The following is a 25,056-nucleotide window of genomic DNA, read 5'->3' as shown; positions in this document are numbered from 1 at the left end:
CGTTATAAACTCACTCGTTTATCGTGTAATTGAAACCCGTACAAATCGATTTCTATATCACGGGTCAGGGCCATTACCTTGAATAACTCACCCATCTCGCTGGGTTGGGTTAATTGTTTTATTGCCTGTTTTGCCCGAAATTGTTCGCGCTCATTCTTCTGGCTATGGACTAAGCTTAACAAACCGTTTGCCAGCAAAAAAGAGGCTTGATTAGTATACCCTGCAATATGAAATCCAGCCTGCTGTCCTGCTTCTGCGACATGAGTAAAATCGACATGAGCTGTAATGTCTTGTTCACCGGGATGCATCAAGGGGTCCGGGTGGCTATGATGTTGGTAATGGCACATTAAAGTCCCCTGGTTGCGATCGGGGTGATAGTACTCATGTCTGGGAAAACCATAGTCAATTAACAGTACAACGCCCTGGTGCAACATGTGATAAAGGTTTACTAACCAGTCATCAAGAAACAGATTCATTTCTGAAAGATAAGGTGTAGGAAGCAGGGATAGATGACGGTTTATATAGGCCAGTAAGCGTTGATTCAGGCTGGGTTTAAAAATTTCTCGTAATTGCTTTTGCTCATTAAGGGTAATATAGCTTTCCAGAATGCCACTGTCGGATAACATAAATCGGTTTACTGGCATGGCGTCTAATACTTCGTTGGCGATAATCACTCCATTGAAAGGGGTTTCTGGCCAACGTTCCAGCCATTGTACTTTAGCAGCAAGATGCGGTATTTTTTGCTGGATCAGCTCCTGCTGACGGTGACGTAGATTGGCACTTACTTCGAGAATATAATAAGATTCGGGCAAGCAACGGAGTTGTTCCAAGTGGCTTAAGATATCGACACAAAGTGTGCCGGAACCCGCACCAAATTCAAATAAAACCGGCGACACCAAAGTAGACAGTATTTGTTGGCATTGGTTAGCAAGGGTCTGGCCAAATAAAGGGGTTAATTCAGGGGCCGTAATAAAATCTCCCTGCTTGCCCAGTTTTTGCAAGCCCGAACTATAATAGCCTTCACCAGGAGCATAGAGTGCCAATTGCATGAACTCCATAAAGGGCATTTCCTGCTGTTCGACCAGATGTGTGTGCAGCGTTTGTATTAGACTCATAATTGATTAAATGATTTAAAATGGGGAACATACCTTGAATCAAGCAAACAAACAAGAAGCGAAGGTGGCTTTGGTAACTGGTGGAGCGCGGCGCATAGGTGCTGCCATAGTAAAAAAGCTACATGAATCAGGATACAAGGTAGTGATTCACTGTCGCCGCACCTTGGATGATGCCCATGCTCTTGCTGTTCAGTTGAACAATTTGCGAGTAGACAGTGCCTTTATTTTACCTGGAGAACTCACTGAACATGAGGCCTCTCAGGTAATGATGACCACCATTATTGACTGGGCTGGTCGCCTGGATTTATTAGTTAATAACGCAGCAGTTTTTATGCGTACAGAGGATCATTCCCTTAATCCAAAAGATTGGCAGACTCTTTTCGATACTAATGTAAAAGCACCCTATTTACTTAGTCTTGCGGCATATCCTTTCTTAAAGGCTCAGCAAGGAGCTATTGTTAATATAACGGATATCCACGCTGAAAAACCGCTTAAAGGATATTCAGTATATTGCCAGAGTAAAGCGGCCTTAAAAATGCAAACAGAAACCTTGGCTCGTGAGTTTGCTCCAGAAGTCAGGGTTAATGCAGTTGCTCCAGGTGCAACGATTTGGCCAGAGGATGCGAATGCATTGAACGAGGCTGAAAAAGAAAAAATTATCGCCAATACTCCTCTAAAAACTCATGGCAAACCAGAGTATATTGCTCAGGCAATTTTAGCCTTGGCCCAAAATCCGTTTATCACCGGTCAGACATTAAAAGTGGATGGAGGTAGGAGTTTGATGGGGTAACATTCGAGGGTATTACATTACAATAAGGACTTTTAAAAGATTTCGTTTTGATTTAAAAGAGTTGGCTAAGGACAGAGATGAATAAATTCAAGCCATTTTTTCATAAGAAAATCCATTTGAACATTTTTGCTGATTGTTAATTAAAAATTATTCTATACTTTTTAAATCACATGCTGAAAATAAGTACTATTGATAATGGTTCGAATTCTGGTCCTACAACATTCTCCATATGAGCCATTGGGTATAATTATTCATACCTTAAAGAGAATGAAGCTGCGTGTTCGCTATGTCAATTTTGCCAGATCGCCACATCAACGAGTGGATATGAATCGCTATCATGGAGTTGTCATATTAGGTGGTGCTATGCATCCCAGCGAGATTGATTTGTATCCACACCTAACTCACGAAATAGAGTTATTGCAGATAGCAATTCTTAAAGGAGTGCCAATATTAGGAATTTGTTTGGGATCACAATTGTTGAACATGGCCTTGGGGGGGAGCTGTTATGCTTTAGACAAGCCTGAGTTCGGATGGACAAGAATAGACAAATGTGGTGAGCATAATTTATTTGGGTCATTTGATCAGCCAATACATGTTTTTCAATGGCATCAATTTGCAAATAAGACTGCTCCAGGTATTGATGTTATTTTAGACAACAGTCAATGTGTGCAAGCATTTTGTTATAATTATAATAGTATCGGGCTCCAATTTCATTTGGAAATTGATACCAATTTGATTCAGCGCTGGCTCCAACATCCAGACTATTTAGAGCACCTGCATCGCCATCTACAACCAGAAGATATTAAAGCCGTTTACACAGAGACCAAACTACATTTATCCAAGTCAATGGTAGTAGCAAAGGTTTTTTTTGCTAATTTCTGTAGCTTATTCAATAAGAAAATCTATGCCATATCGTCACATACGGCAGGAAGGGAGATGTTTTAGGGTTTTGGTAAGCAACGGAGCCAAGCTACATAGCCACCATGACCAAACTGTGTAGCTTGGGTTTTGGAATAAATGGAGAGGTTGTTTTTGCTACCAGGACTTGAGGTGATTTATCAGATTATCCAGGCGAAAATACTATTCAAACGTAGCTTGTTGCAGATAAAGAGTTATCTCTTCCAAAGAACGAAGTTTATAAAATTGCGCTAATTGCTGGAGATCCAGCTGTTTTTTGAAATAATAACGTACCAGAGACCTACTCTGTAGCACCGCTTTAAATTCATCTTCAAGGTGAGCCAAGCCTTCCAGATGTTGGATAAAAAGTTTTATTTTTTCAGATTGGTTTAATTTTATTGGTTGTTGTTCCAGCAGTTCCTGGTAGAGCCAGGGACAGCCGCTTCCAGCCCGGGCTATCATAAATGCATCGCAATCACTGATTTCTAAAGCCTTTTTAAGCGTAACTGAATTACTTATATCTCCATTGGCAATCACCGGAATATGAATGTGTTGTTTGATTTGGGCGATTTGGTGTAAGTCACACTCAATATCATAATCATCCATCCAGCGTCGGCCATGAACGATGAGCGCATCGGCTCCTGCCTCTGCTATTTTTTTTGCCAGTACCATATCGTTTTCATTGCCTTGGATGCGAATTTTAATCGTCAAGGGGATGGAGATTGTTTCCCGTACTTTTTTAATGATGTCGACTAATTTTTTCGGCTCTTCCAACAAGGCACTTCCTGCTCCTTTTTTTCGAATTTTTGTTTTGGGGCAACCACAATTGATATCAATTAAATCTGCGCCTTGGGTTTCCAGGAGCAGGGCTGCCTGTGCCATGATGTGCATGTCGTTACCAGAAATTTGATACGCCAGAATTTTTTCTTTGGGGGAGCGATATAGGTAACGGGATTGAGGAGCGTGTTTGTGGAGTATGTCAATTGCCGAACTCATTTCTGTGACGCAAAAAGCAGGAGGGAGAAAATGAGAGAACAACTCCCGGAATGGAGCGCAGCTGTAACCCGCCAAAGGACCTTGAATCAGCCTGTGGGGGAGGGTTAATGAGCCTATTTTCCAGGGGGTGTTAATAAAGGTGTGCATGGAAAGAATTCAAGGATATAATTGCATTTCATTTTACCATACATCCAGTATGAATGAGTACGTTATAGGAAACACTCTATTATGGACAAGCGGTACTTATCTCCTTTGGAATTACTTAGTATAGCGACACAACATGCCTATTCTGCAGATTATTTACTGCAGCAGAGAAGCAGCGGGATAATTAGAAGCACAGAAGCCATTGATGAGTTATCCCCAGTTACTTCATTGATGTATGCCGCATTTCAACTTACTTTCAAGGCATACTGTCTGCACGAGCATAGACCGATAAAAGAATACAAAAATTTAATGGAGCTGGTTGAGTTAAATAGTCATCTCGGTTTTTCCAGCCAGGAATTGATACTTCTAAAGACATTATCGCGCCAACAGGTATTTAATAAAGGGATTGATTATGATTTGTGGGAAAATCAGCAGCAATTGCACGTATTTTGTGAAGAAATTATTTCCTTGTATGAGCGCGTGCAGGAAATGATGCCTTTAGAATTACAAAATGATTATTTAACATGAAAGAGATTCTTGGTATGTGGCGCCAAAGTTTGAATACAACAGTTAATTGTTAGCCGCGTTTTATTGCATGGCTTTGCAGTCTATGTAAGAGTTTTTATATAACACCGAGTAAGGGACTATAAGATAATTTACCATACTTGGCATCTGACTCGATTCACGTTAGGATTATATTTTTTTAAAAGGGTGAATGTAATGGAGCAGTTAGACGATAAAATCGTGGCTTCTGTGCAACAGCAGGTGTTGCAGCTAAGTAGCCATCTTAATTCGCAGATTTTAGGTCAAAAGGGTTTGATCTCCCGACTGTTAATTGCCTTGCTTGCTGACGGCCACTTGTTAGTAGAGGGTGCTCCTGGTTTAGCGAAAACACGAGCGGTTAAAGAGTTGTCGGACGGGGTTGAGGGAGACTCCCATAGAATTCAATTTACACCAGACTTATTGCCCGGTGATTTGACAGGAACGGATGTATACCATCCGCAAAATGGTTCGTTTGTATTTCAACCAGGCCCTATTTTTCATCACCTTATCCTTGCAGATGAAATTAATCGGGCTCCAGCTAAAGTTCAATCTGCTTTACTTGAGGCGATGGCAGAAAGACAAGTGACTATTGGTGGTAAAACATATCCTTTGCCTGAATTATTTTTAGTTATGGCAACGCAAAACCCCATTGAACAAGAAGGCACGTATCCTCTACCGGAAGCACAACTAGATCGATTTTTAATGTATGTGAAGATTGGTTACCCTGATGCTAAAGTTGAACATGAAATTTTATCCTTAGCCAGAAAAGAAGCATTGGGAACTTCTGCAGCAAAAACAACAAAAACAGCAAAACTATCCCAGAAAACTCTTTTTGAGGCGCGAAAGCAAGTACTTCAGGTGCACACCAGCGAAGCTTTAGAAAATTATCTGGTACAGTTGGTGATTGCAACACGTAATCCAGCTGTCTACAGTGAGGAGTTAGGTCGATGGTTACGTTTTGGAGCCAGTCCACGGGCCACTATTGCCTTGGATCGATGCTCTAAAGCCCATGCCTGGCTTGCTGGTCGAGATTATGTGACCCCAGATGACCTTCATGCTATTGCCCATGATGTGTTGCGTCATAGGGTCTTGTTAAGTTTTGAGGCCGAAGCTGAAGGTGTAAGCAGCGATGATTTTATCGATGCCTTATTACGTTTGGTTGCTATCCCTTAGAGGTTTTTATGGCTGATGGTGTTACCGCAGAATTAAACGAATTAATAAGTCTCAGACGCTATGCTCAATCGGTTCAATATCAACCTGAAATGAGGGCTCTACGCTCTGGAACTCATTTGTCTAAATTACGTGGTCGGGGTATGGATTTTGCCGAAGTAAGAAATTATCAGGCGGGTGATGAAATTCGCCATATGGAGTGGCGAGTCACGGCTCGCACCGGAAGACCTCACGTCAAAATTTATCAAGAGGAACGAGAGCGTCCGGTAGTGATTTTAGCTGATTTCAATCCTTCCATGATTTTTGGTACTAAAATCGCATTTAAATCAGTGATAGCAGCACGATTAGCGTCCATATTAGCCTGGACAGTAATGAAGCAAGGTGATCGGATTGGCGGGTTTTTTTTCTCAGCTACTCAGCATAGTGAATTTACTCCACGAGGGCGTGATTCGGGAGTGCTTCCTTTACTCGCATCTCTGAGCCAATATACTGCACAGACTGATGAGCAACGCGCTGAAAAGCCTCGAATGCTAAGTGATGCCTTGGTCAGATTACGACGGGTAATCAGACCGGGGAGTGTTTTAGTCTTAATCAGTGATTTTTATTCCATGGATAGCGAGTGTGAGCAACACTTGAATCGATTGCGTGCCCATAATGATATCTTGGCTTACCATATTTGTGATCCTGTGGAGCTTGCCCCCCCCAAACCTCAGCAATATGCCATTACCAACGGACAGCAGGAACTAATCCTCGATACCTCTCTGGAAGCGGTGAATACAGCATATGAACTCTATTGTCAGCAAAGAATAGAACAATTAAAAGAGCAATTTAAACGCTTAAAAATTCAATATGTACAAGTCATGTCCGATACGGATTTAGCACCATTGGTTCGTCAGACTTTTCCCAGGAGGACTCGTGGCTAAAGCAGATGCGTTAGCGCAATTAAAAGACATTCATCTTCCAGAATCGATTGGCTGGTGGCCCTTAGCCTCCGGTTATTACGTACTAATTTTCTTTATTTTGTTTTTAATAATAACCCTGATTTATGTTACTTATAAAAGACATGCTAATGCTTTAGCAAAAAAACAAGCGCTTCAATTACTCAAAAGCTACAAAGAGCAATATGAAAAAGATCAAAATGCACCATTAGCCAGTGCCCGGATTTCTGAGTTGTTGAGACGAGTGGCCCTGGTATATTATCCGCGGTCCGAAGTTGCCAGTATTATTGGCGATGCATGGGTGGAGTTTTTAAATCAAACCTCTAAGGGAATTGATTTTAAACCGGTTAAATCGATGCTCTTGGATTCGCCTTTTAAAACATCTGAGACAGTGAATCTCAAACCACTCATCACGCGTGCACAGCGTTGGATAAAACAAAGAGGAGCTCCATGTTCGAATTAGCCTCTCCATGGTTATTGCTGCTTCTTCCCCTGCCTTTGCTATGCTGGTATTTATTACCTCGTGCCCGGGTAAAGCTTCCAGCTGCGTTAAAAGTTCCTTTTTTTGAGGCGATGTTAGGGATTGTAGAGCAGGAGAAGCGCTCTGCTTCAGCTCAATCACTCTTGTTAATTCCGGCTCTAATTTGGTTATTATTAGTTTTTGCTTTAGCGGGGCCTCGTTGGGTTGGTGAACCAAGACCGATGGTTCGGGAAGGTTATAATATTATGATGGCTCTTGATTTATCAGGTAGCATGGAAATAAATGATATGTTATTGCATGGGCGCGCAACAAGCCGTTTGACCGTTGTTAAGCGTGCTGCTGAACAATTTGTTCAGGATAGAATTGGCGATAGAATCGGCTTAATTTTGTTTGGTACCCGTGCGTATTTGCAGACACCTCTAACTTACGATCGGCATAGTGTTTTAATGCGTATTGAAGACGCAACAGCCGGTCTTGCTGGTAAAACAACCTCAATTGGTGATGCTGTCGGATTGGCGGTGAAACGCTTGGAGAATGTACCAGACACAGGACGAATTATTATTCTGTTAACAGACGGAGCTAACAATTCTGGAGTATTGGCACCCTTAAAAGCAGCAGAGTTAGCTAAAGACGATGGAATTAAAATATATACCATAGGCTTAGGCTCCGAAGCTGATCCCAGAGCCCTGTCCAATGATTTTTTAATCCTCAATGCGTCTGCGGATCTGGATGAAGAAACCTTAAAGGAAATGGCAGATATGACGGGCGGTCGTTATTTCCGGGCCACAGATACAGAAACGTTACAAGCAATCTATAAAACGATTAATGCGCTGGAAACAACCAGTCAGGAACAAGCAACTATTCGTCCTCAAAAAGACTATTATCCCTGGTTTGTTGGATTTGCTTTGCTCCTATGTTTTTATTGGATGGGGGACAAAGCTCATTTAGCTTCAGAAATGAATTCGTTTATTCAGCGAAGGGAGGGGTTTAAATCATGATAGCTGAATTTCATTTTTTAAGACCCTGGTGGCTCATGGTCATAATCCCTTTACTAGGACTTGCTGTAATTCTATGGCGGCAAACTCCCAAATTACATGCGTGGAGTGAGGTATGTGATAGTCATTTGCTTGCGCATCTATTGCAGAAAAAAGGGCAGGGTAAGCGCATGACCTCTTTATCCTTTTTATTTTTGAGTGCTTTGTGTATGATTTTTAGTATGGCAGGCCCTACCTGGTATAAACTATCGGTGCCAACTTATAAACCCATATTGCCAAGAGTTTTGGTATTAGATATGTCCTCTAATATGATGATTTCTGATTTAACCCCCAACCGTTTGAGTCGTGCTAAATTTAAATTGCATGATTTATTTGAACGTAAAGATATAGGGCAAATAGGGCTAGTCGTATTTACAGCAGAACCTTTTGTAGTCTCTCCATTAACAGACGATGGGCAAACGATTTCTTCACTATTATCTACATTGACCCCCGATATTATGCCTGTAGGCGGGCATAAACTGGATTTTGCATTGAAGGAAGCGAGTCACTTGATTGAGCAAGCGGGTTATAAACAGGGACAGATCCTGGTTTTAACTGCGGATACCCCTTCTTCTAAAGCTATGGAAACAGCAAAAAAATTAGCTCAGCAAGGTATTACATCCTCAATCATGCCAGTGAAAGCAGATAGAAATTTAAATCCATTGTTTCAGCAATTTGCGGCATCTGGTCATGGGCAATTAATACAGTATTCGCCTGATTCAAGCGATTTAGATCAATGGATAAATGCAAGCAATAAAAACAAATTTTTTGCTCTTAGTCTGGAAGATGATGTTCCACTTTGGCGTGATGAAGGGCGTTGGTTTTTAATCGGTGCATTACTTTTTTTATTACCCGTATTTCAGCGTGGCTGGTTACAGAGGGTGGCAGCATGATGCGTTGTTTGATCTTTCTAATAACCTCATTATTATCCTCTCAGGCTTTGGCATGGAGCTGGCAGGACTTGTGGTATACCCCAGATCAACAGGCACAATTTTTAATGGAAAAAGGACAGTTTGCTCAAGCAAAGGATACCTTTGAACGCAAAGATTGGGCTGCAGCAGCTGCATACAAATCTGGAGATTATCAGCATGCTTTAGAGTTGTTTAAAGACCTTAATAATGAGGAAGGCTATTATAATCAAGGTAATGCATTAGCTCATTTAGGCCAATATGAACAGGCTATAAAAGCTTATGAGAAAGCTTTAGCATTAAATCCCAATAATCAGGATGCCATTTATAATCGTAACTTAATTAAAGATCTTTTAAAGAAAGATAAAGAAAAAAAACAAAACAAAGATCAGCAAAACAAAGATCAACAAAACAAAGATCAGCAGAACAAAGATAAGCAAAACAAAGATCAACAAAACAAAGATCAGCAAAACAAAGATCAACAAAACAAAGATCAACAAAACAAAGATCAACAAAACAAAGATCAACAAAACAAAGATCAAACTAACGAGCAGCAGCAGAATCCAAAACAAGATCAAAATAAAAAAGATAAAGAAAAAAAAGAAGGGAAAGAGCAATCCCAGGCGGATAAAGAGAAACAGAAAGCAAAAGAACAATGGTTACGCTTAATCCCGGATGATCCGGGTGGATTGATGAGAGAGAAATTTTTACGTGATCATTTAAGAAGAGAGCGTGGGTGGTATCGATGAACAAATTAATCATATGGGCTTTTTTAAGTTTATTCAGCGTGTTGGCACAAGCCGATATTCAAGTGCAGGTTGATCCTTCTCAGGTTACTATGGGGGAAGCATTTAAATTAACCTTAATTCAAACGGATACGCAGAATGGGGGGGTGCCTGATCTAACTGCTCTACAAAAAGATTTTGTTATTTTGGGTACAGAAAGAAATGTTAATTATTCGATTATCAATGGACAAGCCCAATCATCCAGCCAGTGGGTGGTTGCTTTAAGAGCAAGGAAGATGGGTACATTAACGATACCTGCGATAAAAATCGGGTTGGAGCAAAGTACCCCAATCACCATTAATGTGGAGGCTGGCTCCAAAACTCAAGACGTGCAAATTGATTCATCACAATCGCAGGACGTGATCCTGACTGCAGAGGTTGATGAAAAAAAACCTTATATTAACCAGCAAATTATATATACGGTTAGATTATATAACAGCAAACAGCTATTAAATGCAGATTATCAAGGTCCCCAGGTGGAAGATGCATTGCTGATCCCATTAGGTGAACAAAAGCGCTATCAAAAAATGCAAAACAATACTAATTACATGGTTGAGGAACAAAGCTATGCTATTTTTCCGCAAAAAAGCGGCCCTTTAAAAATAACTTCCCCTATCTTTACTGCACTGGTTTATGATATTGACCCTCAACGCATCCAGGCAAAAGACAAACCTGTCAATTTGAAAGTACAATCAGTTCCGGATCAATATAAAGGGAAAACATGGTTACCAGCTAAACAGGTCAGGTTAAGTGAGCACTATGAAAACTCCAGTCAAAATATTAGCCAAGGAAGTACGTTGACGAGAACAATTACCTTGGAAGGTGTTGCTATCCCTGCTCAATTACTACCTACTCTTGATTTTAGCGAAACAGATACATTTAGCGTTTATCCTGAAAAAGGTGCTGATCATAACCAGGTAAAACATGGCGAATTGGTTGGTACCACCGAAATTAAGGTGACTTATTTATTTAACAAAGCAGGCAAAGTAACGATTCCTGAATTAAGTCTCCCCTGGTTTAACACAGAGACCGGAAAGGAAGAAACGGCAATTTTAGCTCCAAGAAGTCTGGAGATTACTCCATCAAGTTCAGAAGCAGTGAAAAATACTGCTTATCCAACAGTCAACAGGGATAATGTAACCCAACAATCCCCTTCTGCCTCCCGATCCTCTTCTTCAACATCTGATAATTGGGCCTGGATTGTAGCGGCTCTTTTTGCCCTGGCCTGGATTGTTACCTTGGGATTATGGGGATGGCAGCGACGCTCAAGAAATTTAGGTAAAGGTCAGTATAAAAGAGCTTTAGAAGAGTTAGATAAAGCCTGTTCGCAAGGTAACCCACAAAATGCACGTGATGCTTTACTAAAATGGGCTGCCCTGCATTGGCCAGATGCTCCCTTATTAAATCTGACTGACTTGACCAGATTGGTTCGAGATGCGTATTTAAAAAAACAACTGCAGATACTTTCACAGGTTTTGTATGGCAGTGAAGATAAAAATTTATGGCGTGGAGATGAGTTATTGAGAGCTGTTTATTCGGTAAAGCGAACTCGGGTCAGAACAAAACGAAAACCGCAAATATTACCTCCAATTAATCCTTTTTAAGCTTATAATTTCTGCTCTTCATGCATAACTTGCTAATTGAATTTTCGGCATATTTTAACCTTGTGTGCCATTATGTTTTTTCTGCAACCTTGAAATGAGCATTGATTTGATTACCAATTAGTCTTCACGATCATTGAGTTTACCGCGGAGTATTATTAATTCTTGTTTCGAGTAAGCAGGTTCATCTTGAGGAATGCTTTGGGAGAAGAGTATCCTTGTTTTTATTGTTAGGAACAGCATTACGATAGTAAAAACACATGCTACACTTGTATAAAATTAAAAGGATTTAAGATATGCCTACACAATTGTCAGAAATGATTGCTCAAGAAGATATTCCTGCTATTTTAGTAGATGAAGAAGGAAAATAGTAACCCAGATTAATAATACGTTTCACAAGGTGTACGGTTGGGAAAAGCATAGTCTTGTCGGCAACCCTCTTTTTATGATTATTCCAGAAGCATTTCATACTGCCCACGACATTGGTTTTTCACGGTTCTTAAAAACGGAGAAACCAACATTACTCGGTAAACCTTTAGCACTTTCAATTTGTCACGCTTCAGGTGGGTCGCTGTCTGCAGAGCATACTATTTATGCTGAAAAAAAAGAGGGGAAATGGGCATTTGGTGCACTAATTTAACCCCTGGAATCAGCAAAATGACAGAACTAAATAATCAACAAATAGGCCACCTGCGTAATACCATTACAAAAATGGAGCTTGTATTTAATGCGATTGATGAGGCGGTAATTTGGGCTAATAAAAAAGGTACTATTCAATGGTGTAATAGAGCATTTGATGAGCTGATTGGTGTGCCTCACATTACTCTGATAGGTAAAAATATTCTTGAAATATTCGAGCTGATGAAGATTCGGCCTTCCGACTCAAGCTATGAAAATTAGCAATTATTTAATTTACATGTCGATGGATGGACGGAGTTCGAATTTTATCTGATTGATCAGGAGGAGGAACATTTTTTTCGAATTTCCGTGAGACGCTTTGGTTTGGAAGAGGAAGAAAAATCCTATCTTGTTATCATTCGTAGTATTACAGAGCAAAGAAAAGCCCAGAAACAATTAGAGCATCTAGCGCATTATGATTTATTAACAAATCTTCCAAATCGACGCCAATTTGAAACTCATTTTGAGCATGAACTGGCCAGAGCGCAACGCCATAACCGTCAATTTGCAGTGTTATTTATCGACGTTAATCTTTTTAAAACAGTTAATGATACCTATGGGCATAAAATTGGTGATTTGTTTTTAATAAAATTAGCAGAGCGGTTATCTAATTCTATCCGGGAAGAAGATTTTGCGGCTCGTATCGGTGGTGATGAGTTTATTGTTATCATTTCGGAGATTGAGAACTACAGTAACGCAGAGTTAGCTACAGAAAAAATTTATAAGGCATTAAACGTGACCTATAATTTATCGGGGAATAAAATTGAGGGCAGTGTCAGTATAGGTATAGCCTGCGTTCCTCAAGACGGGATGATAATTGATGACATTATCCGTGTGGCTGATCATAGAATGTACCAAAAAAAAGGAAAAGTGAACCCTGGTTTTTCGCGTAGGCGATGACTAAGCAATGAGATAGAGAATCTGGTTATTAGAGCGCAAATCAGTTTGAGATAATTAAGATTTTCTTCTGGCAAATGATCTTCACTAAATCTTATCAAGAATTGACGATGACCTTCTTATCCCCACAAATTTGCTCTTGGCTCGAATTTTGAAAGTTTCCCAGCACATAATTAGCGACAGCCTCATTAAACTCCATAAATTGGAGTTTTTTTTATAGAGCTCTTCACATAGGAATGCGTCAAGCCAAAATTATTCTCTAAAATTCTAGTGCTGGCTTTCGTTTTTCTCTTATGTATAATAGTTCATATCAGATTTGGTCAGGATGACGCAATGATAAAAATCATTACCCTGTTTTTGCTTTTCTGTACCTTTAATGTCAATGCTTCTATGCCAGTTAGTGGTACTTTTGAAGCCATACAAGTGTGCCCTGCATATAAATCTAAAAACAGTAAATCCAATCCTGGTCATTTAATGGTACAACCAAGCTATCATTATCCTCTCAGAGAAATAAACAAAACCCCGCCAGATTGGTTACGAATAGAGTTGCCTGAAGAACATAACAGCTTACGTTGGGTTAGAGGCAATTGTGGCGTTTCAGAATATCATGAGCGAGATACCAATCGATGTACTTCGGATGTTGGAATGGCTGACTCTTATGTTTTGGCTCTGAGTTCTCAGTCAGGATTTTGTCAAACTTATGGTTATGAAGCAGGAAAACCCGAATGTATGAACCTGGCGAGAGATTCTTACCAAGCCAGCCACCTAACCCTGCATGGCTTGTGGCCCAACCAGGATGCTTGTGGCCAACGCTATGGATTTTGTGGCGTAAATCCCCGCTCTAATCATTGCGCTTATTTTCCTCTGGATTTAAATTCTTCTGTAGCGGAAAAACTAAAAAAAATAATGCCCAGTTACCATTATGGAAGTTGTCTGGAACGACATGAATGGAATAAGCACGGTACTTGTCAGATTTTAACTGCCAATGATTATTTTACCTTGGCAATGCGGTTAGCCACAGAAGCAGATCAAACAGCTCTGGGGCAATACTACAGTGGACCCCATTGTCAAGACAGCGATCCGTTTAATTTAAGATATAACTTTAATTCTACTTTCTTTCGTTGACGAGGGTGCGTAGCACACGAGTCAACCACAATAGCAGTTAATGAAACACCTGTTATTGAGCCTGTGGGTATGTGGGCGCGAAGCCATCGAGTGTGGTCAAGCGGTGGATAACGTCTTTTTGTTATCCATGGCTTGTCCACATGTCCCGAAGGGCGATGGCTGATCCGCAGGACGCGTCCACATATCCACAGGCATTCCATTACGCTGCAGCCTCATATAGGCCAGCATAAACCTCTGACGGCGTGTATATTCCAAATGATTGATGAGGTCTTTCGTCGTTATAAAACTTGAAATACACCCTTAAACCATTTCGTAGTGCTAAAACTGTTCCGTATTCTTTTATGTAAATATCTTCATATTTGACTGAACGCCATAGCCGTTCAATGAACACATTATCCATCCATCGACCTTTCCCGTCCATGCTAATTTTGATGTCATGGTCTTTTAAAACATCGGTAAACGCCTTACTGGTAAACTGGGAGCCTTGATCCGTATTAAAAATATCAGGCCTGCCGTGGAGCCTGATGGCGCTCTCCAACGCGCTTACACAAAAGTCATCATCCATGCTGTTTGATACCTTCCAAGAGAGCACCTTGCGGCTATACCAGTCCATTATTGCCACCAAATATACAAAGCCTCCTTGCATCCTAACGTAGGTAATATCGGTGCACCAAACCTGATTGGGTCGATCAATCACTAAACCACGTAGCAAGTAGGGATAAACCTTTTGTTCCTTGTTCTTTTTACTCGTATTCGGCTTTGGTGCCACTGAAACCAGACCCATGATCCGCATCAAACGCTGCACTCTCTTACGGTTAACGTCATGGCCAAGGCGACGTAAATAAGAACGCATCTTTCTGCTTCCATAGAAAGGATGGCGCATGTATTCCTCATCAATCAAGACCATCAAAGCCAGATTCTCTGGGCTCTCGGTACATATTCCTTCGCCAGCAGTGCGATAGTAGCTAGCGCGTGACAAATTAACCAATGCACATTGGCGTACGATGCTGAGTGTAGGGTGATTGACATCAATCATGGCTCGCTTCTCCCGCACGCTCAACTTAGATGACCGGTCTTTTTTTTAAGCCAGTCTAACTCAACCGCTAGCTGGCCTATTTGCGTGTATAATCGATCTCGTTCTTGTATGATGGAGTCCATGTCTTTGTCATGCTTGCCGCTAAACAATTGCTTGCTTCCATCCAGTAATTGTTTTTTCCACAGATTGATTTGTGTTGCATGCACCTCAAATTCAGATGCCAATTCATTGGTCGTCTTGTGACTTTTTAATGCCTCAATTGCTACCTTTGCTTTGAAGTCAGATGTAAATTTTTTTTTAGCCACTTGGTACCCCGTTTAACAATGGTTTCTATTTTACACCACTGTCTCATTTTTGGGGTCCACTATAATACATCACTAAAAATAAAGGTGAAACCGTAAGGTTAGCGACTTTACGCGAGTTAATTGCAACATCGTTTGGTAAAAATAATGCAGAGAAAGTTTATCTGGGGTGCAACAATGGAGTATTGGTTGATGTCTTTATTAAGCTGCCATCCTTAATTCCTCTAGATGAAACCTTAAAGTCATTAATAAGTAAAGCATCTGCTTATCCAGCTCGAGATTCTTGTCCCCATACGGTAGTTCTTTCTAATTTTACCAAGGAGTCCTGGTTTTAAACATGCTGTGTTGTTGCACATTGGTAGAACTTACTCTAATGTAGAGAGATTATTGATACGGGAATGAAGAACATGCTCAAGCGGTACTATTTTTTGATTTTAAGTGTTTGTGTATTAGTGGGTTGCACCCATCATGGGCAAAAAACTTCTCCTGTATCAACAGAAGAATCGGGTAAAAGTACGAAGCAATACCGACAAACCAATGCATTTACTCAGGTTGATGTTCAAGGACGAGTTAATATACATTTACATACTGGTTATAAAACGCCACAAATTCTTTTAACAGGGGATCCCAGGGATTTGGCGCAAGTGAAGACTGAAGTAAGCGGAACTACTCTCTATCTGATAGTCGGGAACGGATATCCGCGGTATGGTGCTGTAAATGCCGATATTCGAGGACGATTTCTTAATCGTCTGAGTTATAAAGGCTCCGGTCTAATTACAGGACGCCAGTTGCACACCAGTTTTCTTGAACTCTATTTAGCCAACCAGGGTACTACGCAATTAGGGGGAACTATTGGTTTGCAAAAATTAGAAGTAGTTGGCGGAGGACTTACTAAAATTAGCGGTATAACCAGCCATGACTTGCAAATTCGTTTAAAAGAAAAGCCTAAGGTACAGCTTACGGGCTTTGTTACGCTCTCTAAACTGAATGTAGATGGTGAGGGTTGGCTAAGTTTATACTGGGTAAAAAGCTATCATTTAAAGGTCGTGGCTAAAAAAGCAGCAAAAATTCAATTGGCAGGTATCGTTAATCGACTTGAAGTGGATTTGTGGGGTGCCGCGCGATTTAAAGGCCGGTATTTACGTGCTCAGCGCAGTTTTGTAAGGACACATGATAAATCAGTCGCTGAAATTTCTGCTGTTAATCATCAGAGCACTCTGGCCACCGATGCCAGTGATATTTACTATTACAATATTCCTGATACACGTGCTGACTTCATGGCTTTTAATGGTTCAGTATTGAATATGCGTGAATGGAGTTTGTTTGAGTTGCAGGAATTCAATCGCTATAATAAACAATTTCCCTAGATTTTAATTGGTTTGGATTCGGTAGTATTGGTTTTATCGAATCCAATTTCCCACAACTATCCTATGAATAACATGCCAGGCGACCTTACAGCCAATAGCACGTCAGTCTAAGCAATTTTGCTCATAATAAGATTAATGATTATTAAAGTTCCGTTCGGGCTGAGGAGACGTTTACGTTGTCTCGAAGCCTCTACACCAAGACCAGCAAGGCTTCGAGACAGCGCTAAAGCGCTTCCTCAGCCCGAACGGATCGAGGATAGATAAAAGACTAACCCCCTTAGCACAGCTATGCTTTATACAACTCGGACTACACTCTTAGTGTTTGGAAGTGACCTTATTAATGCATTGAACAATTTCTTTAAAATCATTATCCAGCGGTAAAAGATGAGCAGAATTCTTTAACCAGTGAATGGTTGCATTAGGGAGTGAGGTGAAAAGTTGTGCTACTTCGTTTGAGGAAACAACGTCATCGTACTCTCCCAAAAAGAGATCAGTCGGACAGACTGGTGCTATCCAGCGATACTCTTTGGATAAAGTAAGCATTTCAATGATGGCAGTAAGAGGGAGTTTTCGATAAGCTATTTCAGCCTGCTCATTGGAAATCAGGTTACCCGCGTTGTTTCGCAATTGACAAAAGCCAAAAAACCTGAGCGTTTTGACTAGTTTTAACATGAGGGTGGTATTCATCTTTAATTTGAGAGCGGGGGCCAGGAGAAAGAGGTGATTTAAGGCAAATCGCTGGCTTAATTCGCAAGCTAATAAACCACCTAGGGATAAGCCCAAAACATCAATTTTTTTGTAGTTATCGAATAATATCTCACAGGCTTTATTGGCAGTGGAAAGCCAATCTTTGGCAGTAGATCGAGAGAATGTTTCAATACTCTCAGCATGTCCCTGTAAGACGGGGCAGACAATGGCGTCATAATATTCTATTTGTGAAATAAGTTTGCGGTAAACTGCGGGGGAGGAAGAAAATCCGTGCAGGAGAAGTAACGCCCGCTCAGATCCTGATCCCCGTTTATCTATAGGTTCAAGAAGGGACATTTCTTCTTGGGTTAGACCAGACAGCTGTTTTCCTCGACGTATATAGCGAAAATCGTCATTATTCATGGTAACCCTTTATCGATCGCTAAATGCTTAAATCTAATATAGCGAAACGAAACAAATTCGGATACTAAAATCGCGGAATTTATTTGCAAAATTAAGGTAAATTACTTAATTCCTTCACTCATTATAGGATAAATTTTGGTATGATGAATCTGTTATATTTTTTATTGTTGCACTGTTTTATGTATCGGGTAAAGAGCGCGCATCTGTTTTTATGAGTTCCAGCCATCAAATTGGCCGTGTTGTGCTATCTTTAAATTAATAGAATAAGATTTTGAGGTTTATTTCATGTCTAGCAATCCTCCAGAAGATAGTGGTCCTGACACCAGTAGCTCTTCAACGCCTACTGACACAGGCTCAGCTCCAACTCCAGGATCAACAAGTCCAGCACCGGAAAGTAAACCGAAACGTCCTGGCCTGCTAAAAAGAGCTGCAAAGGCGGTTGGGAGTAATATTGCCGATCAATTAACCAAAAATACTGGTCAGTCTGGAGATAAAAAAAAGGACGATAAAAAACCCGAAGATTTGATGAGGTTGGTGGATGGTCTGCAAGAAACTATAAGCGGTATAAATAAATCGATAAATAGTTTTTTAGGTAAAGCCATCCAAAAGGGATTCGATAAAATTGTAGCGAAGGTTAAAGGTAATAAGTCAGATAATGACAATGAGCCTGTTGATCCTGGGAATAATGATCCTAATCAGGCTACGCCAGGCAATACACAGACTCCGCCAAGTTCTAAACAGACTACACCAGGAATTCCAGAGGATACCCAGGATAAGCTTAGCACGCCACAGGATACCCAGGATACTCAGGATACACCAAGCATTCCCCAGGATGCGCCAAGTATCCCACAGGACCCTCAGGATACAACAAGTGATACGATGACCCCACCAACACCTACGCCGGAAGAGACTGCAACTCCTACAACTCCGATGAGTGCTTTACCTAATACGGAAACAGATCCGAAAGAACCTCTGCAATCAACAGGTAAGGAAGAGTTCCCAGAGAGTAAACCAGAGCAAACACAGACAACTCCAGAGCCCTCTGAGAGTCTTGAAAGTGATATTGGTCCAAGCGGTCCATGATGTTGATTATCCTTGCAGTTTATCTCTGAGTGATGGACGACATCGCCTCAGAGATACGACACAGGAAAAAAAAATTACCGTTCCAATAGTTTATGCGGCATGCTTTCAATACGCCCGGCTTGGGTCACAACAAGGTAATTTAACTTACGCTGTAATTCGCTTATTGTATCGGCTCCTGCATACGTTAGTCCGGATCTTAATCCACCAACTATATCTGCAATGATTGCATCGGCGTTCTCTTTAAAAGGAACCTCTGCAGCTACACCTTCAGCTGTTTTCCATTCATGAATTTGACCGAGAAATGCTTCTTGTGCTTCTCTGGATGCCATACCACGATAACGCTTCACTTTAGATCCATCTTCTTTTTGGATTACTTCACCTGGGGTTGGAGCAGTACCCGCTAACATGCCGCCTATCATGACAAAGTCTGCTCCAAAAGCTAAGGCTTTTACTATATCGCCCGAGGTTTTTATTCCTCCATCTGCTACAATAGAACGATCGGCGCGCGAGCAATCCTGGATGCACGTGAGCATAGGTACACCAAAACCGGTTTTAATGCGAGTACTGCACACCGAGCCTCCTCCAATACCTGCCTTAATAATGTCAGCACCGCAAGAAGCAAGATAATCTGCACCGGCATATGTGGCTACATTCCCTGCCATGATACAACGGTCACCGAGTATGCGGCGTAAATTTTTTAAGGTCTTACCCACATACTTGGCATGGGCATGAGCCACATCAACACAAAAAAAATCAGCTCCGGCGTCACGTAATGCCTCGGCTCTTTGTAATTCTGTATCAGTACATCCAATCGATACAAAAACACTCCCCTTACATTTTTTAAAGTCCTGAATATTTTCCTCAATACTCATAAAACGGTGTAAAGCCCCCATAGCTCCTTTACTGTTCATGAAGTTAGCCATAGTACTTTCGGTAATGGTATCCATATTGGAACTGATTACTGGAAGATCCAGGCTCAATTTACTTAACCTGTCGATGCTTGTCGTTTCAACTACCCTTCTTGACTCATGGTGGTTGTATGAAGGCACAAGTAGCACGTCATCAAAAGTGATGGCTTGGTCGGTCATTTTTAATCCTCATAAAACGCGTACTATAAATGCTCAGCGGCATAAAATGCAAGTCTTGAGCGCTCACCGCGAGTTAACGTCATATGCGCACTATGCTCCCAGTTTTTAAACCGATCTACTGCAAAAGTTAAACCTGAGGTGGTTTCAGTCAAATATGGGGTATCTATCTGTTTTATATCTCCCAGACAAACGATTTTACTTCCCGGCCCTGCCCGGGTAACTAAAGTTTTAATTTGCTTGGAGGTCAGATTTTGAGCTTCATCAATAATGATATATCGATTTAAAAAGGTACGCCCTCGCATGAAATTTAATGAGCGAATTTTAATTTTGTTTTGTAACAGATCCTGTGTGGCTCCTCGACCAAAACTTCCGCCTACCTGTGATCCATGCAATACCTCCAGGTTATCCATCAGTGCACCCATCCAAGGAGTCATTTTTTCTTCTTCAGTACCAGGTAAGAAGCCAATATCCTCACCCACGGGTATAGTAACGCGAGTCATTAAAATTTCGTTGTAACGGTTTTGATCCAGAACCTGAGTTAAACCTGCAGCGATGGTTAATAAAGTTTTACCTGTTCCAGCTGACCCTTGCAAGGTAACAAAATCAATCTCCGGATCGAGGAGTAAATTTAAAGAAAAATTTTGTTCTCGATTTCTGGCGTTAATCCCCCAGACGGAATGTTTTGCCTGAGTATAATCACGAACGAGTTGAACGACTGCATTGTCTCCATCCAGTTTTTTTACTAATGCCTGGAATTCATTATCTTCGGTGCTAATGCAATCATTGGGATTCCATTGATGTACTAATGGTCCTGAAACACGATAAAAAGTTTTACCACTCTCCTGCCATGAACCCATATCCTGGGCGTGAGTATCCCAAAAATTGTTATCCAGTATATGTAGTCCGCGATGAAGAAGATTAACATCATCCAACACCTGATCGTTGTAATAATCTTCCGCAGGAATTCCAAGTATCCCTGCTTTTATACGTAAGTTAATATCTTTAGAAATGATCACAACTTGCTTTTTGCCCATGAATTTTTTCTGCAGTCCTAAAGCAGTAGCAAGGATTGTATTATCTACTTTATGTCCAGGAAGTGTAGAGGGAATTACTTGATCGAACTCATCAGTTTGAAAAAATAGTCTGCCGCTGCTGTTTTCTTTGTGGGAATTAACGAAACTGGGTATTGGAAGCCCCGACACTACTTGTTCATGAGATGAATTACTCATTAGCTCCACCAACATCCTGTTGGTTTGCCTCACGTTACGGGCTACCTCTGAAGTACCTGTTTTATGGCTATCTAATTCTTCCAGAACCACCATGGGTAAATAAATATCGTGCTCGTCAAAATGATAGATAGCCGTGGGATCATGCATTAAAATATTTGTATCAAGCACGAACAGCTTAAGTCCAGTTTTGCCAGTATCCATAAGTCACCCCATCATCTAAAAATAATATTTCTTAAGATTCAAGTTGCTCTGCTCCGCCTTGATATTTTTGTTTTTCAAGGGAGCTGGTTATTGATCTCTTGAGCCTCAAGATCTATCTTCATTGTGCTTAGGGATATGGTGTTACGTCAAGAATTATATTTTTTAATAGAATGGATTGATTAGAGCTTTTATGACCTATAATTAAAAGACTGCATCGACTTCAAGACGTTCCCCTTTAAGCTCCTTGTTATGAAAAACAATCAAGGCACTCAAGGCCATAAAAAATAGAAAGAAGCCTACGTGATAAATTTTTTCGTGGCTGACCAATCGGCCTGAGTAAGTACCAAAAGCTGCAAAACAAAGTAAAATAAGACTGCGAATAGCAGAGGCAGAACCTCTATAATCATCAAAACATTGCAAGGCTCTGGAGGTGGTACCCCCCCAAAGAAGTGCTGAACTGAGTATATAGATACCAATACCAACCGCATTATAAATTTGGTGCCCATTCCATTGCATGTATTCACCTGTAATAAGAAGCAAACTACTGATTATTGCTAACTGAATGCCTGTATTAATGGTTTTATCTATTCCTATTCGTTTGAACAAGTGAGATGCTAATAATGAACCGAAGACGAAACCCATGGAGGTAAGCATTAACAAAAGCCCCATCTGATCGGCAGCAATCTGTTTATGGGCATAATAAAATGGTGCCATGGTGAGAAAACACCATTCCCCACAGTTTAACAGGCCAAAAAGAGCGATATAAGAGACAAACGTTTTATTCTTCATTATACGACTGTAGATACCCATTCGTTCTTTTAGGGTAGGAATTACAGCGTTTGGAGCGGTTTGTTGTTTTGGTGAACACATCATAGTCACGCATACAAACGCAGAAAACACGGTAATGCAATACAGATTAGTATGCCAGCCGTATAAAACATCAATTTTTCCACCAATTGCAGGTGCGAACAATGGAATAACGGCCGTGAGAGTTCCAACCCAGGACATAATACGTGCGCCATCATCTTTGGGAAAAAGATCTTGTATCAAGGCCCATCCTGCTACCGGAACCACAACTGCCCCCGCGCCCTGGATGAAACGACAGGCCAAAAGAAGATTAATCGTAGGAGCGATAACGCTAAGAACAGAGCCAATAAAAAAAATCAGCATGCCTATTAGCAAGGTTCTGCTTCTGCCTAATTGATCCGCAATAACTCCCCAAAAAAGGACTGTAGCAAATTGTCCTGTCATAAAAATAGAAATAAGCATTTTGACATCGCTTGGAGGAACAGCGAAATAATGAGCGATTTGCGGCATACTGGGCAACAGAATATCCGTGGAAATCAAGGTCAGTACACAGCTGGCAATCACAATGATTAGCTGAATATTGCGGTTAAACATAGTTCACTCTTGTTAAAGATGGAATTTTTAGGCAAAGAATAGTACTGATTGTAACAATATTTAATTAATTATTGTATCCTGTCAGAATCGCCGGGTAAGTGTCTGCCACTGAGCCCGGACTAATCCGAGCCGCGCGCGTCAGCAAGCGGAATTATCTCGAGATGCTTATGTGGTGCATGGAACCTGCCGCACTTTAAGTAAGATTAATTCAGCCAATGATGGCATTTCAAATTTTTTAGTCACCCTATCGTAAATATACTGATAAACGTTAACTTTCAGTTTTCTGGCCGTCTGTACAATCGTGGCAAACGTATCCTTTGATTTGGTGCCATTTTGGGAGACCGTTTGGAGATTGATGTCGCGTATCCTTGCTTGAAACCGTGTCCCTAATTCAGAGGCATTGTTGTGCAATGGCAGAAATGGATGGTCTAACACCAATAATAACGCTTGTTTTTTAGCACGTGTCTTTGCAATGCGTTGATCTAAAACATCATAGCCTGTCGTGGTTGCGAACAAAGTATCAAATTGCATTGATAGTTGTTGGGCCATTGATTGAGATGGAGCCGTCTTGTAAGTCAATAATGCATGGTAGAAATCCCATAATTGCTCAAGAAATACAGCCAATATATTCTGATTCATATCTGAGAATGGAGTGAGTTTTTTATAATGACGACCTTCATGGATCCAGCACAGCGCATGATGTAGGGCCAATTTATTAAACTGAGGCGCATCATCTGTCATTAAATAATGGATGAAGTATTTCGAGTGCTGATAATAGGCAAGAGCTGCTGACTCAAGAATTATGCGTCGATTCGTGCTGTGTTTTTTTGGATTTGGAAAAAGTGTTCCCATCAAACTATCGATTGATTCACGTGTGAGGGGTTGTGCATGCAGCATTGGTTTAATTTGATCCAACCATTTTTTTGCGAGACCAAACTCATCCATTAACTCATAAGCCTCCTGATTAAACATAAACTTTAATTGGTCTCGACACAGCAACTCCAATAAGGTCAAGCGATCTTTTTTACGACGAGTGAAGTATGCTGTAAAAAAGTCATTACATAAAACATGGGTGTAGTGATTTTTGCCGTTAACACGACTGCCTGTGTCATCCATCTGCTGGTACAAGCCTGCGTTGCTACCGGCATCGACAATATCTTCTTTTTCCTGATGAAAAATATCATTGCCTTCTGTCAGCATGGAAGCAATTTTACCATGTGATATTTGAATACCACATGTTTTTAAAAAGCGCTCAATGGCGCTCTCCGTCATCCCTGCATCACGGTATAATGTGATGACCAGCGCTTTAACCCCAGGACCAAATTCACTGCCCTTATATTCGCCAGGAATCGGCGCAATAAAGGTTTTTTTCAAAGATGGTGAGTAATACGTTTCCAGCTTGAATTCAACATTATCCGTGATGATTTTTAGATCCTGGATGATTCGAATCTCAAAACCCTTGAACTTGGCGTCATCTGGCAGCGTTGCTTTGTCCAGAGCAATCGTAACACGTCTATCAATACGTACGTTTTTTTTGTCTTTGCCTGTGTTTTTATTGTTCCCTTTACCACGTTTATTGCGATCTCCTTCAGATGAATGATTGGAATTGCCTGTATTATCGCCATTGCTACCTTTGGATTGACCGCGAATATTAGGTTTGCCCTGTTCACCCTTAAGGCGGTTTATCTCATCACGTAATACTTGGTTTTCCTCTCTGAGCAAAGCATTTTCTTCGGCAAGCATTTCGACCAAATTAACCAATACCTTAATGATAGTCACGGCCTTTTTGTCGGCAAGACTATCGATATCTTTTGTTAACTCATCTAAAACTTGTTTGATTTCTTGGCGTTTCATCATCTACCACTGCGTTACTAATGCTGATACGGCAATCATAACATGACTTTTTTTGAACGCATTTTTCGAGTTTTAACGCCACTAAGGGCTAAGAAAAAATCTGACCTCAGGAGGGAGATGTTTTATTAGTGAAAGGGGCTACATTGTGATCTTGGGGATCTTAGGGCATGCATATTGCATGACTTACGTTTGATATGGAAAAACATCAGTTTTACAGAAAAACCGTGTCAATAGGTATTTTGAATATTTTTAAAGAATTCCGCTTGCTGACGCGCGCGGCTCG

22 protein-coding genes and 2 pseudogenes are annotated in these 25,056 nt (G+C 40.8%); 16 read left to right on the top strand and 8 right to left on the bottom strand.

The genetic code is table 11. The features are described 5' to 3' along the window. Positions 1–2: 2 nt before the first annotated feature. Complete coding sequence (locus HRS36_RS16855) at positions 3–1,115, bottom strand: class I SAM-dependent methyltransferase (RefSeq protein ID WP_173238243.1); 1,113 nt, start codon at positions 1,113–1,115, stop codon at positions 3–5. 34 nt (positions 1,116–1,149) lie between these two features. Between HRS36_RS16855 and HRS36_RS16850 the strand changes: the two genes are divergently transcribed. Continuing rightward, on the top strand, positions 1,150–1,905 hold the full coding sequence (locus tag HRS36_RS16850) for a pteridine reductase (protein WP_173238242.1): 756 nt from the start codon (positions 1,150–1,152) through the stop codon (positions 1,903–1,905). A 195-nt stretch (positions 1,906–2,100) separates the two neighbouring features. Beyond that, positions 2,101–2,850, top strand: a complete 750-nt coding sequence (locus HRS36_RS16845; protein ID WP_173238241.1) for a type 1 glutamine amidotransferase — start codon at positions 2,101–2,103, stop codon at positions 2,848–2,850. A 135-nt stretch (positions 2,851–2,985) separates the two neighbouring features. On the opposite strand, the gene HRS36_RS16840 is transcribed toward HRS36_RS16845, so the two are convergent. After that, the gene (locus HRS36_RS16840) at positions 2,986–3,945 is read right to left on the bottom strand and encodes a tRNA dihydrouridine synthase (RefSeq protein WP_173238240.1); all 960 of its coding nucleotides are present in this window, start codon (positions 3,943–3,945) and stop codon (positions 2,986–2,988) included. An 81-nt stretch (positions 3,946–4,026) separates the two neighbouring features. On the opposite strand from HRS36_RS16840, the gene HRS36_RS16835 reads away from it, so the two are divergent. From HRS36_RS16835 to HRS36_RS16780, 12 genes and pseudogenes are all read left to right on the top strand, one after another. Then, positions 4,027–4,470, top strand: a complete 444-nt coding sequence (locus HRS36_RS16835; protein ID WP_173238239.1) for a hypothetical protein — start codon at positions 4,027–4,029, stop codon at positions 4,468–4,470. Positions 4,471–4,662: 192 nt separating this feature from the next. Next, positions 4,663–5,658 carry an AAA family ATPase gene (locus HRS36_RS16830; RefSeq protein ID WP_173238238.1) on the top strand — a complete coding sequence of 332 codons (996 nt, stop codon included), beginning with the start codon at positions 4,663–4,665 and terminating at the stop codon, positions 5,656–5,658. 8 nt (positions 5,659–5,666) lie between these two features. Next, positions 5,667–6,578, top strand: coding sequence for a DUF58 domain-containing protein (locus HRS36_RS16825; protein ID WP_173238237.1), 912 nt, complete (start codon positions 5,667–5,669; stop codon positions 6,576–6,578). Further along, a complete protein-coding gene (locus tag HRS36_RS16820; RefSeq protein ID WP_173238236.1) occupies positions 6,571–7,056 on the top strand; it encodes a DUF4381 domain-containing protein in 486 nt (161 codons plus the stop codon). The genes HRS36_RS16825 and HRS36_RS16820 overlap by 8 nt, the downstream gene beginning before the upstream one ends. Beyond that, positions 7,044–8,072 carry a VWA domain-containing protein gene (locus HRS36_RS16815; protein ID WP_173238235.1) on the top strand — a complete coding sequence of 343 codons (1,029 nt, stop codon included), beginning with the start codon at positions 7,044–7,046 and terminating at the stop codon, positions 8,070–8,072. The genes HRS36_RS16820 and HRS36_RS16815 overlap by 13 nt, the downstream gene beginning before the upstream one ends. Continuing rightward, positions 8,069–9,001, top strand: a complete 933-nt coding sequence (locus HRS36_RS16810; RefSeq protein ID WP_173238234.1) for a vWA domain-containing protein — start codon at positions 8,069–8,071, stop codon at positions 8,999–9,001. The genes HRS36_RS16815 and HRS36_RS16810 overlap by 4 nt, the downstream gene beginning before the upstream one ends. Continuing rightward, positions 8,998–9,765, top strand: a complete 768-nt coding sequence (locus HRS36_RS16805; RefSeq protein ID WP_173238233.1) for a tetratricopeptide repeat protein — start codon at positions 8,998–9,000, stop codon at positions 9,763–9,765. The genes HRS36_RS16810 and HRS36_RS16805 overlap by 4 nt, the downstream gene beginning before the upstream one ends. Beyond that, a complete protein-coding gene (locus tag HRS36_RS16800; protein WP_173238232.1) occupies positions 9,762–11,405 on the top strand; it encodes a protein BatD in 1,644 nt (547 codons plus the stop codon). The genes HRS36_RS16805 and HRS36_RS16800 overlap by 4 nt, the downstream gene beginning before the upstream one ends. A gap of 442 nt (positions 11,406–11,847) precedes the next feature. Further along, positions 11,848–12,042 (top strand): hypothetical protein, encoded by a 195-nt coding sequence (locus HRS36_RS16795; protein ID WP_173238231.1) that lies wholly within the window; start codon positions 11,848–11,850, stop codon positions 12,040–12,042. Positions 12,043–12,059: 17 nt separating this feature from the next. Then, positions 12,060–12,302: a PAS domain-containing protein gene (locus HRS36_RS16790; RefSeq protein ID WP_173238230.1), complete on the top strand. Its 243-nt coding sequence runs from the start codon at positions 12,060–12,062 to the stop codon at positions 12,300–12,302. 87 nt (positions 12,303–12,389) lie between these two features. After that, entirely contained in the window at positions 12,390–12,980 is a 591-nt protein-coding gene (locus HRS36_RS16785) for a GGDEF domain-containing protein (RefSeq protein WP_173238229.1), read from the top strand. A gap of 330 nt (positions 12,981–13,310) precedes the next feature. Then, positions 13,311–14,027, top strand: a pseudogene (locus HRS36_RS16780) (ribonuclease T2 family protein); the annotation flags it as partial. A 274-nt stretch (positions 14,028–14,301) separates the two neighbouring features. On the opposite strand, the pseudogene HRS36_RS16775 reads toward HRS36_RS16780, so the two are convergent. After that, positions 14,302–15,443 (bottom strand): annotated as a pseudogene (locus tag HRS36_RS16775) (IS3 family transposase). Positions 15,444–15,847: 404 nt separating this feature from the next. On the opposite strand from HRS36_RS16775, the gene HRS36_RS16770 reads away from it, so the two are divergent. Then, complete coding sequence (locus HRS36_RS16770; protein ID WP_173238227.1) at positions 15,848–16,807, top strand: GIN domain-containing protein; 960 nt, start codon at positions 15,848–15,850, stop codon at positions 16,805–16,807. Positions 16,808–17,122: 315 nt separating this feature from the next. Here the strand turns inward: HRS36_RS16770 and HRS36_RS16765 are convergent, their stop codons facing one another. Next, entirely contained in the window at positions 17,123–17,917 is a 795-nt protein-coding gene (locus HRS36_RS16765) for an alpha/beta hydrolase (protein WP_173238226.1), read from the bottom strand. Positions 17,918–18,202: 285 nt separating this feature from the next. On the opposite strand from HRS36_RS16765, the gene HRS36_RS16760 reads away from it, so the two are divergent. After that, complete coding sequence (locus HRS36_RS16760) at positions 18,203–19,000, top strand: hypothetical protein (RefSeq protein ID WP_173238225.1); 798 nt, start codon at positions 18,203–18,205, stop codon at positions 18,998–19,000. 74 nt (positions 19,001–19,074) lie between these two features. On the opposite strand, the gene HRS36_RS16755 is transcribed toward HRS36_RS16760, so the two are convergent. From HRS36_RS16755 to HRS36_RS16740, 4 genes are all read right to left on the bottom strand, one after another. Further along, complete coding sequence (locus HRS36_RS16755; protein WP_173238224.1) at positions 19,075–20,088, bottom strand: guanosine monophosphate reductase; 1,014 nt, start codon at positions 20,086–20,088, stop codon at positions 19,075–19,077. Between the two features lie 23 nt (positions 20,089–20,111). Beyond that, positions 20,112–21,518, bottom strand: coding sequence for a PhoH family protein (locus HRS36_RS16750; protein WP_173238223.1), 1,407 nt, complete (start codon positions 21,516–21,518; stop codon positions 20,112–20,114). 201 nt (positions 21,519–21,719) lie between these two features. Then, positions 21,720–22,919: an MFS transporter gene (locus HRS36_RS16745; RefSeq protein WP_173238222.1), complete on the bottom strand. Its 1,200-nt coding sequence runs from the start codon at positions 22,917–22,919 to the stop codon at positions 21,720–21,722. A gap of 165 nt (positions 22,920–23,084) precedes the next feature. Then, complete coding sequence (locus HRS36_RS16740; RefSeq protein WP_173235423.1) at positions 23,085–24,776, bottom strand: IS66 family transposase; 1,692 nt, start codon at positions 24,774–24,776, stop codon at positions 23,085–23,087. Positions 24,777–25,056 lie beyond the last annotated feature (280 nt).

The sequence above is a fragment of the Legionella antarctica genome, from assembly GCF_011764505.1.
In the GTDB taxonomy this organism is placed as follows: Bacteria; Pseudomonadota; Gammaproteobacteria; order Legionellales; family Legionellaceae; genus Legionella; species Legionella antarctica.
This window is presented reverse-complemented; position numbering and strand designations above follow the sequence as displayed.